This window comes from Streptomyces sp. NPDC058086, assembly GCF_042885015.1.
Classification (GTDB): domain Bacteria; phylum Actinomycetota; class Actinomycetes; order Streptomycetales; family Streptomycetaceae; genus Streptomyces.
This window is the reverse complement of sequence record NZ_JBHVST010000036.1, coordinates 55595-71044: the sequence shown is the minus strand read 5'-3', so window position 1 is coordinate 71044 and position 15450 is coordinate 55595. Positions and strand designations below refer to the sequence as shown.

Below are 15450 nucleotides of genomic sequence, written 5' to 3'. Positions count from 1 at the left end.
AAATCGGCGGCGGCACTGCTCCGCACCATCGCAGGAAGGAGGCGAAGGCGATGTCCGCTCCCGCGCCACCGAAGAAGAACGAGCTGGCCATGCCGAGTCCCGGCCCCGAGGCGACCGGTACCTCGATGCGCGCCCGCGTCGGCGACGAGATCGTCGTACGCGGCACCACGGCCGGGGTCATCGCCCGCGACGCCGGAATCGTCGGGCTGCACCATCCGGACGGCAGGCCGCCCCGTGACGTGCGATGGGCCGCAAACGGACGGAGGACCCTGTACTTCCCCGGCCCCGACGCGTACATCAGGCATCTGACGTCTGCACCGCATCCCGCAGGCCCGTCTGCGGACACCTCGTCGGCCCCCGACGAGCTGCTGACCGGAGGCAGTCATGTCCCGGCTCGGTGATCGTCGGCCGATCGTGATGGGCGTCGATCCCGATCCCGCCAACCGGATGGCGCTGGCCTGGGCGGCCGATGAGGCCGCTCGCCGTCAGCTGCCGTTGCGTCTGGTCCACGTCGAGGGCGTGCCGACCAAGGGCTATGGGAAGCGGGAGATCTTGCCGTCCCGGGAGGAGTGGAACGAGGCACTGCGCCAAGCCGGCAAGCAGGTGCTCGAAGAGGCCGTGAAGTTCGTCACGGCGAAGCACCCGCAGCTCGAAGTGGACGCGCCGCTCGCGGTGGGCGACCCCGTGTGGGTGCTGCGCGAGCAGAGCCGCGACGCCACGGCTGTCGTGCTGGGCTCGCGGCACCTGAGCCGGGCCCAGGAGGTGTTCGGCTCCGCCTCGGTCGCCATACCTGTCATGGCCCACGCCCATTGTCCCGTGGTGGTCGTGCCCGAGCCGGAGCACGTCACCCAGGAACCCGCGTACTACGTCGTCGGGGTCGACGGCAGCGAGCACTCCGGCGCCGCGGTCGACGTGGCGTTCGAGGAGGCGGCTCTGCGCGGCGCCGAGTTGCGCGCCCTGTACGTCTGGGAGCCCGGGCACCTGAGGATCTTCGACGAGTACGAGTCACAGCAGGAGTCCCGTCGGCTGCTTTCCGAGATCGTGGCCGGTCGCCGCCCCCGCTACCCCGAGGTGGACCTGCGTCACGAACTGGTCGTCGGGCATCCCGTCCAGGTGCTCACCGACGCCTCGGCCCACGCGCTGGGCCTGGTGGTGGGCACCCGGGGTCGCGGAGGATTCACCGGCATGCTGCTGGGCTCGGTCAGCCAGGGCGTGCTGCACCACGCGCGCTGCCCCGTCATCGCCGTTCCGTCCGCACCTGCGTAAGCCACGCAGCTGTCAGGGGAAGTCCACTCGGCCCCGCGCCAGGCCCGGATGGCCCCTGCCCCGGCGCGGCGCGCGGAGCACACGCTGGAGACGGGATTCGGAGAGATGCGCTCGGCCTGTCGCCCGCGCCGCGGGCGGCCGTCTTCCCGGCCGAGGCCGGCAGACCCCCCAGCGAAGGGAAGTCACCGTGTCAGCGGAACCCTTTGACGAGCACACCGTCACGGCCCTCGTGGCGGACGCCACGGCGGCGCCCTCGCTGCACAACGCACAGCCATGGACGTTCCGATACCTTCGCGGCACAGGCGTCCTGCGCCTGTACGCCGACCTCGAACGCACCCTGCCCCGCACCGACCCGGAGAAACGAGGCCTGCATCCGGGCTGCGGCGCCGCACTGCTCAACCTGCGCGTAGCCGACGCTGCGGCGGGGCCGGCGCCCGAAGTCCGGCTGCTCCCGGACCCAGCCGACGCGGAGTTTCTCGCCGAGGCGCATCTCCGCGGCACCGCGCCACCCGACAAGGCACTCGCCCCGCTGCGCGCGGCGATCCACCGCCGTCACTCCAGCCGCCACCCCTTCCACGACGAGGGAATCCCCGCCGCCGTACAGGAGCGCCTGTACGACGCGGCCCGCACCGAAGGTGCGGAGCTTCTGTTCCCCGGCGCCTGGCACGTGCGGTCGATCCCGGAGTTGGCGCGGGATGCCGAGGACCGGGAGGCCCTGGACGCAGGAAGGCGCGGTGAGACGGAACAATGGACGCATACAGAATCGTCGGGTACCGGAGGGGCTCCCGACGGCATCCCCGCCGAGGCGTTCGGCCCCGACCGACGCGGTACCACCGCCCCCGCGCGCGACTTCGCCGTCGGACGCCCGATGCCGGGCCGCGCCTGGGCCTCGTTCGAGAAGAACCCGAACATCGCCCTGCTGGGCACGGCCCGTGACGGGCCCGCGGACTGGCTGCGCGCCGGGCAGGCACGGGAGCGGGTCTGGCTCCGGGCCACCGCGGACGGGCTGGTCGCTTCGGTGACCTCCCAGCCGCTGGAATGGCCTGAACTCCGCTGGGCGGCTCGCGACCCTCTGTCGGCCATGGCCCACATGCAGATGGTGCTCCGGCTCGGTTACGGCCCCGAAGGCCACCCGAGCCCGCGTCGGCCGCTGGACGAAGTGCTCGACATCGCGTGAAACAGGGCGTGTCGAAGTCTGCGCCCTGTATCCGGAAAGCGTGGAGGGAGAACCGCCCGTGGGACACCATCCCGTCAACCGCGTCCCGGCAAAACTGCCCCGGTCCGGGGCCCGACGGCGAGGAGTAGTCGCATGAAGGTCTCCGAGGTGATGACTGCCCCTCCGGTGTGCGTCGCGCCCCACGTCTCTCTTCTGGAGGTGACCCGGCGGATGACCGAGCGCGCCGTCGGCTCCGTCCTGGTCGTGGAGGACGATGCACTGCTAGGCATCGTCACCGACCGTGACCTCGCTCTACGCGGCATGGGCGGCGGCCTGGCCCCCGAGGCACCGGTGGACGCGGTGATGTCGGCCCAGGTCGTCACGGTCGACGCCGACGACGACCTTCAGGTGGCATACATGACGTTCCGCCGCACCGGGGTGCGTCGTCTTCCGGTCCTCGACGGGGGCGGGGTGGTGGGAGTGCTGACCGTCGACGACCTGTTCCTGGACGTCTTCCGGCGTCTGGCCGACCTGCTGGGACCGGTCACCTGGAGCGTGCTGCAGGAGCCGCCTGGGCCGCCTGCGGCATGCGGTGGTACCTATGAGCCGTGAACCGGCCCGGTGGGGAACGGCCGTGCTGCGCGAGGGCGGCCCACCGGCGGACGCTGCGCTCCCCGCAACCGACGCGCTGCGGGACCGGCCGGGTGCCCTCGCTGCGTCCCTCCCCTCCCTGCCCGTCCGGGAAGTCTTCGCCGTCCTCAGCAGTTCCCCGCGCGGTCTCACCCCGGGCGAGGCCGCCGCGCGGCAAGCCCGCTACGGCCTCAACGAGCTTCCCGGCGTGAGCCGTGGGCACGTGTGGCGGCGCCTGGCCGCGCAGTTCACCGACCTCTTCGCCGTCGTGCTGCTCGTCTCCTCGGCGATCACCTTCCTCGCGTACGTGCTGGAACAGCCCCGGGATGCGGCCACACTTCAGCTGGCGCTGGCCATCCTCGGCGTGGTGCTGCTGAACGCCGGCATCGGCTTCGCCCAGGAGTACTCCGCCGAGCGGACGGCGGAGTCCCTGCAGGCGATGGTGCCGCACACCTGCCGGGTGCTCCGGGACGGTGTACCGCGGGACCTGCCCGCGCGCGATCTGGTTCCCGGTGATGTCGTGCTCCTGGAGGCCGGGGACGCGGTGTCGGCCGACTGCCGACTGGTCGAGGCGCACGAGGTCGCCGTCAACAACGCGGCGCTCACGGGCGAGAGCGACGCCGTCGCACGCGTTGACGGACCGGTGCCGGCGGGGCCGACGCTGGAAGCGCGCAACTTCGTGTTCATGGGCACAGACGTGGTCGCGGGCACGGGCAAGGCCGTCGTGTGCGCCACCGGGACGGCGACCGAGTTCGGGCGGATCTTCCGGCTCACCGCTGCGGCGCCCCGGCAGCAGACCCCGCTGCAGCGGCAGGTCGCGGCCATGGCTCGCCGGGTGGCGGGCGTCGCGCTGGCGACCGGGGCCGTCCTGTTCGCGGTGCGCGTGCCCAGCGGGCAGCCGTTCGTGGACACGTTCGTCTTCTCGCTCGGGGCGATGGTCGCGCTGGTGCCGGAGGGTCTGCCGGCCACGCTCTCCGTGTCCCTGGCGATCGGCGTCCGCCGCATGGCTCGCCGACACGCCCTCGTCAAGCAACTGCTCGCGGTGGAGGCGCTCGGTTCGACAAGCGTGGTGTGCACCGACAAGACAGGCACGCTCACCCAGGCCGAGATGACCGTCGTACGGCTGTGGGCGAACGGTGTGCCGCACGCCGTGACCGGAGTGGGGTACGCGCCCGTCGGCGAGGTCGCCGACGCCGCACCTGTGCGGGAGCTGCTGCAGGCGGCGGCCCTGTGCAGCAACGCCCGGCTGGTGCCCCCGGCCGGCCGGGACGGGTGGCGGGTGCTCGGCGACACCACCGAGGGCGCCCTGCTGGTGGCCGCTATGAAGGCCGGCGTGGATCCGACGGCGGAGGAGGCCCGGACGCCGCGGGTGGCGGAGCATCCCTTCGATTCCACTCGCAAGCTCATGAGCACCGTGCACCGCGACCTCCGCGGCGACTACCTGGCATACGTCAAGGGCGCGCCGCTGGAGCTGCTCGCCCGCTGTGAAGCCGTCTACCGGGACGGCGGCCGCAAACCGCTGACGGACGGAGAGCGGGCCGAAATCGCCACGGCCGCGGACGGGATGGCCGGTCAGGGCCTTCGCGTGCTGGCGGTCGCCCGGCGGCGGGTCGCCAGTCCTCACCCGCCGCTCGGAGACGTCGAGTCGGGGCTGACCTTCCTGGGGCTGGCCGGGATGTACGACCCGCCCCGGCCGGAGGTGCGGGATGCGGTGGACGCCTGCCGACGGGCCGGGATCCGCATCGTCATGGTCACCGGCGATCACCCCCTGACCGCGGAAGCCGTCGCCCGCCGCGTCGGCATCGTGCGGGAACAGGCCCCGTCCGTGGTGACGGGCACGCAGCTGGACGCTCTGGACGACAGCGCCCTGGACGCGCTGCTGGCACGTTCCGCCGAGCTGTTGCTGTGCAGAGTCAGTCCGGAGCACAAGATGCGGGTGGTCACCGCGCTGCAGCGGCGCGGCGAGGTCGTCGCCGTCACGGGGGACGGCGCCAACGACGCCCCTGCCCTCAAGCACGCGGACATCGGTGTCGCCATGGGCGCCTCCGGCACGGACGTCGCCCGCGAGGCAGCGGTGATGGTGCTGCTCGACGACTCCTTCGCCTCCATCACCACGGCAGTGGGGCTCGGCCGTTCGGTCTACCGGAACATCCGCAAGTTCCTGATCTACCTCTTCAGCCACAACATCGCCGAACTCGTACCGATCCTTGCAGCGACCTTCGCCGGGTTCCCGCTGGTGCCGATCACGGCCGTACAGATCCTCGCCATCGACCTCGGCTCGGACGTGCTGCCCGCGTTGGCCCTCGGCGCCGAGCCGATGGAGCACGACGTCATGGACAGCCCGCCACGGCCGCGCCGCGAACGGCTGTTCTCGACGGCCGTCATGGGCCGCATCCTCTTCCTCGGCGGCATCCAGGCCCTCGGCGTGTGCGCCGTGTTCTTCTGGCACATCCACGCCTCCGGCATCCCGTACGCGGACTTCACCAAGAGCGATCCCGTCTACCGGGAGGCGATCACCATGGTCCAAGCGGGCATCGTCGTCAGCCAGTTCTTCAACGCGCTCGCCGTGCGCACCGACCGGCAGAGCATCTTCCGAGCCGGCCTGCTCACCAATCCCTGGCTGCTGGCCGCAGGCTTCTTCGGAATCGGACTGATGGCCGCCATCAGCTACGCACCGCCGCTCCGGGCGATCTTCAACACCGCGCCGCTGGCCGCCGCCGACTGGGCGGTTCTGGCCGCGTTCGGAGCGCTGTTGCTGGCCGCCGAGGAAGCACGGAAATGGGTGCTGCGGCGGCGTAGTACGTCCCCGAAGGGAGAAACACGATGAGAGTGATCATCGTGGGCTGCGGCCGGGTCGGTGCCACGCTCGCCACGCAGCTCGTCGCCGAAGGCCACGACGTACGCCTCGTCGACCGGCAGTCCAAGGCACGCAGGCTGCTGCCGCCGGGATTCCCCGGCGCCTTCCACACGGGCAACGGCTTCAGCCGATCCGTGCTGGAGGCGGCCGGGATCAACCACACGGACGCGTTCGTCGCGGTCACCTCCGGGGACAACAGCAACATCGTCAGCGCGCGGACCGCCAAGGAGACGTACCGGGTCCCGATCGTCCTGGCCCGCATCCACGATCCCCGCCGCGCCGACATCTACCGGGAGCTGGGCATCCCGACGATCTCCAGCGTCCGATGGGCCGTCAGCCGCATCCACCAGATGCTGCTGCACCGTCATCTCACCCCGGAACTCTCCTTCGGCAGCGGCGAGACCCTCGTGGTCCGCTCCCAGCTGCCGGCCTATCTCACCGGACGGCCGCTGACCGAGTTCGATGTCGACGGGGAGATCCGCGTCGTGGAGGTCACCCGCGCCGGCCGGTCGCTGCTGCCCGCCCACGGTGTCCTGGCCGAACCGGGCGACCTGGTCACCTTCGCCGTCGCCGCCACCGCGCTGGGCCGGCTGCGCGGCTTTCTCGACAAGGAGCTGGGAACGTGAACGTCCTCATCGCCGGAGCGGGCCGCCTCGGCACCCAGATCGCCCAGGTGCTCTCCGCAGCACGCAACGCCGTCACCCTGGTCGAGCACGACGAGGACCGCATCGCCGAAATCGAGGGCCTGCCCTCCGTACAGCTGGTGGCCGGGGACGCCTGCGAGCCCGTGCTCCTGGAGCGAGCGGGCGCGCTGACCTGCGACCTCGTCATCGCCGCCACCGGCCGGGACGAGGACAACCTCGTCATCAGCCTGCTCGCGAAGCGCCAGTTCGGGGTGGCGCGTGTGGCCGCGCGTGTCAACGACGCGGAGAACGCCTGGCTCTTCGACGGGCGGTGGGGTGTGGACGTCGCGGTGCCCGCGGCCACCCCGCTCATCTCCCTGATCGAGGAGGCCACCGGTGCCACGGACACGGTGGCGCTGCTGCGACTGAGCAAGGCGGGCGTCGAGGTCATCGAGACAGCGATCACCGAGGACTCCCGGGCGGCGGGTCACCCGCTGGGCGAGATCACGCTGCCGGCCGGCACGGTCGTCGCCACCGTCGTCCGCAACGGGCGTCCCACGGTGCCAAGCCCCGAAATGACTCTGCTGCCGGGCGACGAACTCCTGCTCGTCTCGCACGAGGCCACCGAGCAGGAGATCCACGCGGCCTTCCATTGACTGCTCCCCTCCCTGAAGGGAGGGGGATTCCTTCCTTCAGGGCTGAGCGGGGATTCCTGGCTCAGGCTGCCTCTGGGAGCAGCGCTCCCGGTGGTCTTACGCCCTCGACACCAGCCGGGTTCAGACTTGCCCGGACGAGCATCACGCGGGCGGAGTTCTTGTCTCTGGGGGAGACTGCTCCGCATGCGGTGCAGGTGTAGGTGCGTTCGGACAACGGCAGTGCGTGTTTGGTTCTCGCTCCGCACGATGCGCAGTCCATGGTGGTGTGCGCAGGATGCACGAGACGGATGTCCCGTCCGTGCTTGCGGCCCATCTCGATCAGAGCCTTCTTCGTGGCGCCGATCGCGGCGTCCGCCGCCTTGCGCGCCATCGAGGACCTGGCGAGGAACTTCGGCCTGAAGTCCTCGACGGCGATGGCGTCGTGGTCCGTCACGGCCTTCTTCGCCCACTTGCGGCCGGCATCCTGCCGCTGCCGGGCGATCTTCGCGTAGGTCTTCGCCCGCCACTTCTTCGCCTCGCGGTAGCCCTTCGAGGCGGCCTGCCCCTTACTTCGGCCGGCGGCGGGCCATCATCCGGTCGTAACGCGTCAGCCCAGCCTGCGCCTTGCGGCCGTGCTGGGCGTGCTGGGCGTGCTGGGCGTGCGCGTTGGAGGTGGTGGTCGCGGTCTCCTTCACCCCCCAGTCCACGCCGAGCACCCGGCCGGTCTCCGGCAGCGGCTGCACTTCGGCTCGGACCACGAACGATGCGTACCAGTGCCCGACGCTGTCCCGGTACACGCGCACCGAGGAGGGTTCGCCCGGCAGGCTGCGCGACCACACCGCCCTCAGCACGATCCCACCCGCCAGATGCAGGCGACCGTCCTTCAGCCGGAACCCGCGCCGGGTGTAGTTCAGCGTCGGCAACGCCTCGCGCTTCTTCTTCCACCCCGGCATACCGGCCCGCTGCCGCTGAGGCAGGCCCTCCCGAATGTCCTTCTGTGCCTTCACGCGGGACCTGCCGAAGTCCCGGATCAGCTGCTGCTGAACAACCGAACTGCCCTCACACAGCCACGACGTACGCTCCCGCGCCCCGGTCAGCATCCGGTCGAGCTGCGCCGGGCCACAGGTCCGCTTCTGTCCCGTGGCCTTGTTGTGCAGGTGGACCGCCCTGGACTTGGCGACGCACTCGTTCCAGATCCACCGGCACCGGTTCCATTCCGCCTCCAGCGCCGTACGGGCGCTCGACGACACGCGAAGCCGGTAGGTGTACCGGGCGTGCCCGGCCCCGTCGGCTTCACTGGGTGTCATCATGCCGCCAAACATAACGTCATGATTCGTTTCTCACTCCGGATCCCGGCAGACCTACACGAACAGGTGACCGCCCACGCCGCTGCGGACCGGCGGTCCCTCAACTCCGAGATCCTCCACCTCCTGGAGGCCGCCCTCACCGCTCCCCGGCCAGACGCCGGATCGCCCGGCGGCGATCCGGCTTCTCCTGCCCCGCTCCGCGGGAAACCGGATTCCTCCCCGGCCTGAAGGCCGAGGCATCCTCCGGGAATCCCGGTGACACATGCTGGCTGACCGAACCGAGCAAAGCGCGGGCGAACCCGCCCCTCCCCCGGCTGCCCACCACCAGGACCTCGGCCCCCTCGGCGGCCCGCAACAGGACGTCCGGGGCATTGCCGTGCACCACGTGGGTTCGGACCGAGTCGGCTGCGTCCTCGTCTAGCACGTCGGTCAGCTCCTGCCGCATCCGCTGCCGGAATCGTCCTCGTCGACGTCCACGTCCACGGCGGGCGCCGACCAGCCGTAAAGGCCCGGCAGCTCCCACACGGCGACCGCGTCCACTGTGCCGCCGACGAGGCCCGCGTAGCGCACGGCCCAGCGCAGAGCCGCGTACGAGGACTGGGACCCGTCGACGCCGACCACGACCCTCGGCTCGGAGACATCCTTGTCCATCCGTCCCACCTCTCCAACGGCTCTCACACCGTCCGACCCGTCGCGCTTTCGTTTCCACGCTGCGCGAGGCATCACCACACCGCCAGAGATGCGCCTCCGGGCGCATGAGACGGACGGCGCTGCGATCAGCTTCCGTAGCGCGCCGCCCAGCCGTGCTCGAAAGTGCCGTTCGGCCCCAGGAGACGGGCACTCCCGGGAGTGGGGAATGTGTCGACGACCGCTTCGGCACATGTCTCTCGCTCTCAGCCGAACAGGCTCGGCACCCGGATCGTTTGGACACGCCGCCACGTGCCGTCGGGCAGCAGCATCCACTCGCCGACCGCGCATCGGCCACTCCGGCGGACGGAGCCGGCCATCGGCCGGGAGGCCGAAAGCCGCGCCGTCCCGGGCGACGGCAACCGGGCACCGCAGCGGGCACGCTCGGCTCGCGGGGCGACTCGGGTGCGCTTGCTCATCGGCCCTCCGTGCGCTGGGATGCACTCACTGCCTCTGAGGTACGACCACGACCGGGCACTGGCCGTGGTGCAGCACGGCGTGGCTCACGCGGCTGAGCTGGAACCCGAAGTGGCCCGTCCTGCGGCGTGCGCCGATGATCACGAGGTCGGCGGCCGCCGACCGGTCCACCAGGATCTTGCTGGCGGGGCCCTCAAGCGTCGTTCGGCGCGCTCGGACGTGTGGATACTCGGCGGTCGCAGCTTTGAGCTGAGCGTCGAGAAGGGCGGAGGCTCGTTCCTCGTATACGTCTGTCGGCCCTTCGGCCCGTACCCCCTCGCCGCTCCTGTCATGGGAGGGCCTGCGCCAAGCATGTACGACGTCCAGGATGCAGCCGCGCACCTCGGCCTCGCGGAAGGCGAACCGCACGGCCTCCACGCTGGTGTCGGCTTCCCCCGTACCGAGCAGGATCCGCTCATGCGTACCCGCCAGGCCCGCACAATCGCCCCGGACCACGATCACCGGGCAGTGCGCCCGGCCCGCCACGGCCAGGCCGACCGATCCGAGAAGCAGTCCCTTGAGTTCACCGCGGCCGCGCGATCCCGTCACCAGTGCGAAGGCATTGTTGCCCTCGCGCACGAGAACGTCTGCTGCTCCGTCCGGAACGATGTCGGTGGTGACCTTCACATCAGGGCTGCGCCGCTCGGCGCGTTCCGCTGCGGAGGCCACTATGTGCTCAGCCAGCACCCGTTCGGAGGGGCGCCCCTGGCCCACCGACGGGAGGCCGCCCTCGTAGCGCGCCCACAGGGAGGCGTAGACGAGCCTCAGTGGAAGACCGTGGCGTTCGGCCTCGTCCAGGGCCCAGTCGACCGCGAGCAGACACGAGTCCGAGCCGTCGACGCCCACCACCAGAGGAAGTGTCATCTTGCCCACCACCTTTCGCAGGGCTGCCACCTAGTGCAGCGCATGGTGGTGAGCTTCACCGTGGCACTCCGCCGTTGGCGTTGCGAGGGGCGGTTCGGCCCGCGTCGGAGGACTTTCGGCCCCCTATGGCTCGATGTGGCGGGGCGTCGCATCGTCGCCTGCCGGGCCTGGAGCTTCGTGTGAGAAACCACCGCTAGCGGTTCCGTGCGTATGCCTGTCGGACGGAGGCGGCAACGCGGTCGGTCAGTTCGGGGAGGGCCGACCGCACCGCTTCGCTCAGGCCCGCGCCGAGTGCGACGTCGGCCACCTCCACGGCGTGCACGACGAGCCTGTGGGGCAGCTGGTCCAGGGCCTCCGCCAGGGCGAGGCACTCCCCCAGGCCGAAGGCATGTGTGCTCGCCGTACCCGGTGCGTGGCAGGCCGCTTCCACCGGTGTCAGGGTGCGTACCTCACCCGGCCGGGCCGGCTCTGCACGCAGGGCTTCCACGACGACCACAGTGTCCGCACCCCGCCACAGGTCGAGCATGCGTGCGGGTTCACCGTCGCTGACCACCAGGACGGTGTCCTGCGGAACACGGCCCCGCAGTGCCTCCACCACTGCCGGGCCGATCCCGTCGTCACCGCGCAGGGGATTGCCCACACCGATCACCAGCACCCGGCCGCTCATCTGCGCTCCACCGTCAGGTCGAGGAAGTGCGCGGCGCAGGAGATGCAGGGATCGTGATTCCGGATGGCCCGTTCGCACAAGTGGGTGAGCTCCTCGTCGTCGGCGGCGGGCCCGGCCCTGTTCAGGCGCGCCTGAACCGCCCTGCGCACGTCCTCCTCGATGGCCGTCTGGTTCTGGGCCGTGGGCGGAACGATGCGGGCCTCGGTGAGCGTGCCGTCCTCCGCGAGGACGTAGCGGTGGTACAGCAGGCCCCGGGGCGCCTCGGTGGCCCCGGCGCCGACCGCCTTGCGTGGCGGTACCTGGACGGCCGGTCGGAGAGGTTGTTCGTATCCGGCGATGATCCGCAGGGCTTCCTCGACGGCATGCACCACCTCCACGGCGCGTACGGCGATGCTTCGGAAGGGGTTGTCGCAGATCGCGCCGGCGGCGGGGTCGCCCAGGCCGGCGGCCCGCGCCGCCTCGGCCGCCGCGGGATGCAGCCACCGGCCGTTGATCGCATAGCGCGCCAGCGGACCGGTCAGGAAGCGGCGTCCGTCGAGAGTGGCGGTCAGGGCCGTGGAGTACGGCACCTGCCCTTCCTGAACGCGCTGTTCGAAGTCGGACAGGGTGAACTCGCGCAACGCCGGGCTTCCGCCGTGGGCGGCCATGACCGCCGGCGTTCCGGAGTCGATGGCGTAGCGGCCGGGGTCGCGCAGTGCGAGCAGGTCGTGGTCGCACACGGTGTCGGGAAAGTCGAACGCGGCCACCCAGCGGACGGTCTCCAGCGCGTCCTCTCGGGCCTGTCGGAGTCGTTCCGCCAGCGGGCGAAGTTCCTGCGGCGTCGGCGTCCGGTAGAAGCCGCCGACTCGGACGTTGACCGGGTGGATGGGACGGCCGCCGAGCTGTTCGAGGATCGCGTTACCGGCCTGCTTGAGCCTCAGGCCACGCTCCACGGCGGCACGTTGGTCGCGGGCCAGCCCCACCACGTCCGCATGGCCGAGAAAGTCCGGAGCGTGCAGCAGATAGACGTGCAGGGTGTGACTCTCGATCCACTCGCCGCAGTACAGCAGGCGCCGCAGTTCCGCGAGCGGGCCGTCCACCGTGACCCCGCAGGCGTTCTCGATCGCCTGGCAGGCGCTCATCTGATACGCGACCGGGCAGATGCCGCAGATGCGAGCTGTGATGTCGGGGGGTTCGGTATGGGCCCGGCCGGTCAGGAAAGCCTCGAAGAACCGTGGCGGTTCGTAGATGCGCAGCCGCGTCTCGACGACAGTCCCCCTGTCGACACGTAGGTGCAGGGCGGCCTCGCCTTCCACCCTGGCCAGCGCGTCCAGTCGCAGGACACGGGTTCCACCATGGTTCATGCGGGCCTTTCCGGGCGAGCTTCCGTCGTGTCCCGAGGGCTGTCCTGCTCCTGGGCCACGAGGTCGGGTACGGGGGCATATTCCGGCGACGCGGCGTTGAAGGTACGGAAGACACGCTGGATGTCCCGCTCACTCATCCCGTCGTGGCGCAACTGCGCGACCATGGAGCGCAGGTTGGGCCGGCTCGTGGGTCCGAAACATCCGTAGCACCCGCGTCCGTAGGCGGGGCAGATGGCGCCGCAACCGGCGTGCGTGACCGGGCCCAGACAGGGGGTGCCGTGGGCCACGGTGATGCAGGTGGTGCCACGCCTCTTGCACTCGAAGCAGACGCTGTGGCTGGGGATCCGGGGTTTGCGTCCGGCCAGGTGGGCGGTGATGACTTCGAGCAGCTGGCGGTGGTCGATGGGGCAGCCGCGCAGTTCGAAATCGACCGGGACGTGGGCCGAGATCGGTGTCGAGGTCTCCAGCGTGGAGATGTACTCGGGCTGGGCGTAGACCGCGGCAAGGAACTCGTCGACGTCGGCGAAGTTGCGCAGTGCCTGGATGCCGCCCGCGGTGGCGCAGGCTCCGATGGTCACCAGATACCTGGAGACGCTGCGGATGTGCTGGATCCGCTCGGCGTCCTCGGCGGTGGTGATCGATCCTTCGACCAGGGAGAGGTCGTACGGGCCCCGGCCGTCCGGTCGCGCGCGCTCCCCGCCGGCGCCTTCGACCGGGGTCATCTCCAGGAAGTGGTCGATCCGTACTCGCTCGGTCAGACCGAGGAGTTCATCCTCGCAGTCGAGCAGGGTCAGCTGGCAGCCGTCGCAGGAGGCGAATTTCCACACGGCGAGCGTGGGCCGTGGGTCGGTGGCGAGTCCGGGGTCGGTGGCCATGTCACAACTCCCTCACGAGGAGCAGTTGTGCCACGCGGTCGTAGCCGACGACCGGTCCGTCGCGGCACAGGAGGAGCGGGCCGAGTTGGCAGTGACCGCAATGGCCGGTGGCGCAGTGCATGTTGCGTTCCAAGGACACCTGAACGCGCTGCGAGGCCAGGCCCCGGGCCAAGAGGGCGCGCGCGGTGTGCCGCATCATCACCTCGGGCCCGCACACGAACGCGCAGGTCCGGTCGGGCCGCAGGTCGAGGCGGTCCAGGAGCGTGGTGACCACACCCACCGCACCGTGCCACCCCGGGCCGGGGCGGTCGACGGTCGCCTCCACCCGGGCCGGACCGCGCCAGCTCTCGATCTCGTCGCGGTAGACCACATCGGCAGGGGTACGGGCGCCCACCAGGACCGCGAGCCGACCGTACGCGGCAGGCCGGTCCAGGACTGCCTGCACAACCGGCCTCAACGGAGCCAGCCCGATGCCGCCGGCGATCACCAGCACATCGTGGCCGACCGCCGCATCAAGGTCCCAGCCGGTACCGTACGGCCCGCTGAGTCCGACGGTGTCGCCCGGGCGCATCCGGTACAGCGCGGTCGAGACCGCACCCACCGCGCGCACGGTGTGTACGACACCTCCGTGGCGGCCGCGCAGGGCGCTGGCCGAGATGGGCACCTCGCCGACCCCGAACGCGTAGATCATCGCGAACTGCCCCGGTGCGAAGGACAGGAGTTCCCGTCCGACCGGCGCGAGTTCGATCGACCGGGTGTCGGCGGTCTCGGCCCTGGTGTCGGCGACGCGGTACGGCAGCGGGGGCGCCACGGTGCTCATGGTGGCCCGCCTCCCAGCAGGCGTTCGACCGCAGCGGAGTCCCGGGAGGCGAGAAGCCCGGTCACGGCGCCGCCCCATTCGATGTCCCGGACCGTGTCCAGTCGTGCAGGGCGGCGGCTTCCTCGGTGATGTCGATGCCGACCGGGCACCACACGATGCAGCGGCCGCAGCCCACGCAGCCGGACGATCCGAACTGGTCGTGCCAGGTACCGAGCTTGTGGGTCATCCACTGCCGGTAGCGGCTGCGCGAGGAGGCGCGGACGGGGCCGCCGTGCAGGTGGGAGAAGTCCAGATCGAAGCACGAGTCCCACAGCCGCCACCGCTCCGCGTGGTCGCCGGTGAGGTCGGTGACGTCCTCGGTGGTGGTGCAGAAGCAGGTGGGGCACACCATGGTGCAGTTTCCGCAGGTCAGGCACCGTCCGGCGACGTCGTCCCAGCGGGGCGCGTCGAGTGTTCCGGCCATCAGTTCCCGCAGGTCGGCCTCGGGCATGGTCCGTCCCATGCGGTCCGCGGCGGCCGTGACACCTGCGCGAGCCGTCTCCCGGGTTTCGGGGTCGGCCGGACGAGCGGGCAGTTCGGCCAGGATCTCCGCACCTTCCTGGCTGCCGCCGCGGATCCAGAAGCGGTGCCCGTCCTCATCGACCACTTCGGTCATCGCCAAGTCGTAGCCGGGGCCGGCGGCGGGTCCGGTGCCCATCGAGACGCAGAAGCAGGTGGCGCCGGGCTCCGTGCACTCGACCACGATCAGCAGTGCCCCGGAGCGCCGCCCCGCGTAGACGGGGTCGCGGTACGCCCCACCGGTCAGTACCCGGTCCTGGATGGCGATGGCCCGCAGGTCACAGGGACGCACGCCGAGGAAGGCGTACCGGGAAGGCGCGGCCTGGTCGGCCGTGAGGACCAACTCGCCCCCCACCCGGTCGGCGCTCCACTCCCGCACCCGCGCCGGATGCAGGAACGACTTCCAGGACTGGGGGCCCGCCGCGTTCGCGAAGGCCGCGCCGTCGGACCGCTCGCGCAGCCGGTACCGCCCGGCCTCCAGCTCCACGCCCCATCCGTACGGCAACTCGTCGGCCGACCGCAGCTCCGCCAGTACGATCGCACTGTCCCGCACCGTGGGGCCGATCACGGTGAACCCGCGTCCGATCAGCACGTCCACGAGCGCGGCCATTCCGTCCTTGCCCATCACGAGCCCGTCGGTCGCGGCAGGCGGGAAGGCGTTCGCATCGACATCGGTGCTCATGACCGATCTCCTTCAGCGCCGTGG

15 protein-coding genes and 2 pseudogenes are annotated in these 15450 nt (G+C 71.0%); 8 read left to right on the top strand and 9 right to left on the bottom strand.

Features of this window, described 5'->3' with window-relative positions; all coding sequences use genetic code 11:
• Positions 1 to 50: 50 nt before the first annotated feature.
• The 7 genes from ACFVWD_RS26760 to ACFVWD_RS26730 all read left to right on the top strand — a co-directional run bounded on the left by ACFVWD_RS26760 (position 51) and on the right by ACFVWD_RS26730 (position 7188).
• Positions 51 to 401: a DUF1918 domain-containing protein gene (locus ACFVWD_RS26760; RefSeq protein WP_389599637.1), complete on the top strand. Its 351-nt coding sequence runs from the start codon at positions 51 to 53 to the stop codon at positions 399 to 401.
• Entirely contained in the window at positions 385 to 1266 is an 882-nt protein-coding gene (locus ACFVWD_RS26755) for a universal stress protein (RefSeq protein ID WP_389599635.1), read from the top strand. Before ACFVWD_RS26760 ends, ACFVWD_RS26755 begins: the two co-directional genes overlap by 17 nt.
• A 187-nt stretch (positions 1267 to 1453) precedes the next feature.
• Positions 1454 to 2443, top strand: coding sequence for an Acg family FMN-binding oxidoreductase (locus tag ACFVWD_RS26750; RefSeq protein ID WP_389599633.1), 990 nt, complete (start codon positions 1454 to 1456; stop codon positions 2441 to 2443).
• Between the two features lie 132 nt (positions 2444 to 2575).
• Positions 2576 to 3034, top strand: a complete 459-nt coding sequence (locus ACFVWD_RS26745; RefSeq protein ID WP_389599631.1) for a CBS domain-containing protein — start codon at positions 2576 to 2578, stop codon at positions 3032 to 3034.
• Positions 3024 to 5879 (top strand): cation-translocating P-type ATPase, encoded by a 2856-nt coding sequence (locus ACFVWD_RS26740; RefSeq protein ID WP_389599629.1) that lies wholly within the window; start codon positions 3024 to 3026, stop codon positions 5877 to 5879. The genes ACFVWD_RS26745 and ACFVWD_RS26740 overlap by 11 nt, the downstream gene beginning before the upstream one ends.
• Positions 5876 to 6535, top strand: coding sequence for a potassium channel family protein (locus ACFVWD_RS26735; protein WP_389599627.1), 660 nt, complete (start codon positions 5876 to 5878; stop codon positions 6533 to 6535). Before ACFVWD_RS26740 ends, ACFVWD_RS26735 begins: the two co-directional genes overlap by 4 nt.
• A complete protein-coding gene (locus tag ACFVWD_RS26730) occupies positions 6532 to 7188 on the top strand; it encodes a potassium channel family protein (RefSeq protein WP_389599625.1) in 657 nt (218 codons plus the stop codon). Before ACFVWD_RS26735 ends, ACFVWD_RS26730 begins: the two co-directional genes overlap by 4 nt.
• Before the next feature lie 61 nt (positions 7189 to 7249).
• Here the strand turns inward: ACFVWD_RS26730 and ACFVWD_RS26725 are convergent.
• A pseudogene (locus tag ACFVWD_RS26725) lies at positions 7250 to 8477 on the bottom strand (RNA-guided endonuclease InsQ/TnpB family protein).
• A gap of 18 nt (positions 8478 to 8495) precedes the next feature.
• Between ACFVWD_RS26725 and ACFVWD_RS26720 the strand changes: the two are divergent.
• On the top strand, positions 8496 to 8702 hold the full coding sequence (locus tag ACFVWD_RS26720; RefSeq protein ID WP_389599623.1) for an Arc family DNA-binding protein: 207 nt from the start codon (positions 8496 to 8498) through the stop codon (positions 8700 to 8702).
• Here ACFVWD_RS26720 and ACFVWD_RS26715 read toward each other — a convergent pair.
• From ACFVWD_RS26715 to ACFVWD_RS26680, 8 genes and pseudogenes are all read right to left on the bottom strand, one after another.
• A pseudogene (locus ACFVWD_RS26715) lies at positions 8611 to 9125 on the bottom strand (universal stress protein). The gene ACFVWD_RS26720 and the pseudogene ACFVWD_RS26715 sit on opposite strands and share 92 nt — an antisense overlap.
• A 242-nt stretch (positions 9126 to 9367) precedes the next feature.
• Positions 9368 to 9580 (bottom strand): hypothetical protein, encoded by a 213-nt coding sequence (locus ACFVWD_RS26710; RefSeq protein ID WP_389599621.1) that lies wholly within the window; start codon positions 9578 to 9580, stop codon positions 9368 to 9370.
• Positions 9581 to 9605: 25 nt separating this feature from the next.
• Positions 9606 to 10481, bottom strand: coding sequence for a universal stress protein (locus ACFVWD_RS26705; protein WP_389599619.1), 876 nt, complete (start codon positions 10479 to 10481; stop codon positions 9606 to 9608).
• Between the two features lie 193 nt (positions 10482 to 10674).
• Entirely contained in the window at positions 10675 to 11148 is a 474-nt protein-coding gene (locus ACFVWD_RS26700) for a hydrogenase maturation protease (RefSeq protein WP_389599617.1), read from the bottom strand.
• On the bottom strand, positions 11145 to 12491 hold the full coding sequence (locus ACFVWD_RS26695; protein ID WP_389599615.1) for a Ni/Fe hydrogenase subunit alpha: 1347 nt from the start codon (positions 12489 to 12491) through the stop codon (positions 11145 to 11147). The genes ACFVWD_RS26700 and ACFVWD_RS26695 overlap by 4 nt, the downstream gene beginning before the upstream one ends.
• Positions 12488 to 13366 (bottom strand): oxidoreductase, encoded by an 879-nt coding sequence (locus ACFVWD_RS26690; protein ID WP_389599613.1) that lies wholly within the window; start codon positions 13364 to 13366, stop codon positions 12488 to 12490. Before ACFVWD_RS26690 ends, ACFVWD_RS26695 begins: the two co-directional genes overlap by 4 nt.
• 1 nt (position 13367) lies before the next feature.
• Positions 13368 to 14186: an FAD/NAD(P)-binding protein gene (locus ACFVWD_RS26685; RefSeq protein WP_389599611.1), complete on the bottom strand. Its 819-nt coding sequence runs from the start codon at positions 14184 to 14186 to the stop codon at positions 13368 to 13370.
• Between the two features lie 61 nt (positions 14187 to 14247).
• The gene (locus ACFVWD_RS26680) at positions 14248 to 15426 is read right to left on the bottom strand and encodes a 4Fe-4S dicluster domain-containing protein (RefSeq protein ID WP_389599609.1); all 1179 of its coding nucleotides are present in this window, start codon (positions 15424 to 15426) and stop codon (positions 14248 to 14250) included.
• Positions 15427 to 15450: the final 24 nt, after the last annotated feature.

Excerpts from the sequence above, each read along its gene's own strand:
- ACFVWD_RS26760 (WP_389599637.1), top strand. The coding sequence starts at position 51 with ATGTCCGCTCCCGCGCCACCGAAGAAGAACGAGCTGGCCATGCCGAGT.
- ACFVWD_RS26755 (WP_389599635.1), top strand. The coding sequence starts at position 385 with ATGTCCCGGCTCGGTGATCGTCGGCCGATCGTGATGGGCGTCGATCCC.
- ACFVWD_RS26745 (WP_389599631.1), top strand. The coding sequence starts at position 2,576 with ATGAAGGTCTCCGAGGTGATGACTGCCCCTCCGGTGTGCGTCGCGCCC.
- ACFVWD_RS26740 (WP_389599629.1), top strand. The coding sequence starts at position 3,024 with ATGAGCCGTGAACCGGCCCGGTGGGGAACGGCCGTGCTGCGCGAGGGC.
- ACFVWD_RS26735 (WP_389599627.1), top strand. The coding sequence starts at position 5,876 with ATGAGAGTGATCATCGTGGGCTGCGGCCGGGTCGGTGCCACGCTCGCC.
- ACFVWD_RS26720 (WP_389599623.1), top strand. The coding sequence starts at position 8,496 with ATGATTCGTTTCTCACTCCGGATCCCGGCAGACCTACACGAACAGGTG.
- ACFVWD_RS26710 (WP_389599621.1), bottom strand. The coding sequence starts at position 9,580 with ATGAGCAAGCGCACCCGAGTCGCCCCGCGAGCCGAGCGTGCCCGCTGC.
- ACFVWD_RS26705 (WP_389599619.1), bottom strand. The coding sequence starts at position 10,481 with ATGACACTTCCTCTGGTGGTGGGCGTCGACGGCTCGGACTCGTGTCTG.
- ACFVWD_RS26700 (WP_389599617.1), bottom strand. The coding sequence starts at position 11,148 with ATGAGCGGCCGGGTGCTGGTGATCGGTGTGGGCAATCCCCTGCGCGGT.
- ACFVWD_RS26695 (WP_389599615.1), bottom strand. The coding sequence starts at position 12,491 with ATGAACCATGGTGGAACCCGTGTCCTGCGACTGGACGCGCTGGCCAGG.
- ACFVWD_RS26690 (WP_389599613.1), bottom strand. The coding sequence starts at position 13,366 with ATGGCCACCGACCCCGGACTCGCCACCGACCCACGGCCCACGCTCGCC.
- ACFVWD_RS26685 (WP_389599611.1), bottom strand. The coding sequence starts at position 14,186 with ATGAGCACCGTGGCGCCCCCGCTGCCGTACCGCGTCGCCGACACCAGG.
- ACFVWD_RS26680 (WP_389599609.1), bottom strand. The coding sequence starts at position 15,426 with ATGAGCACCGATGTCGATGCGAACGCCTTCCCGCCTGCCGCGACCGAC.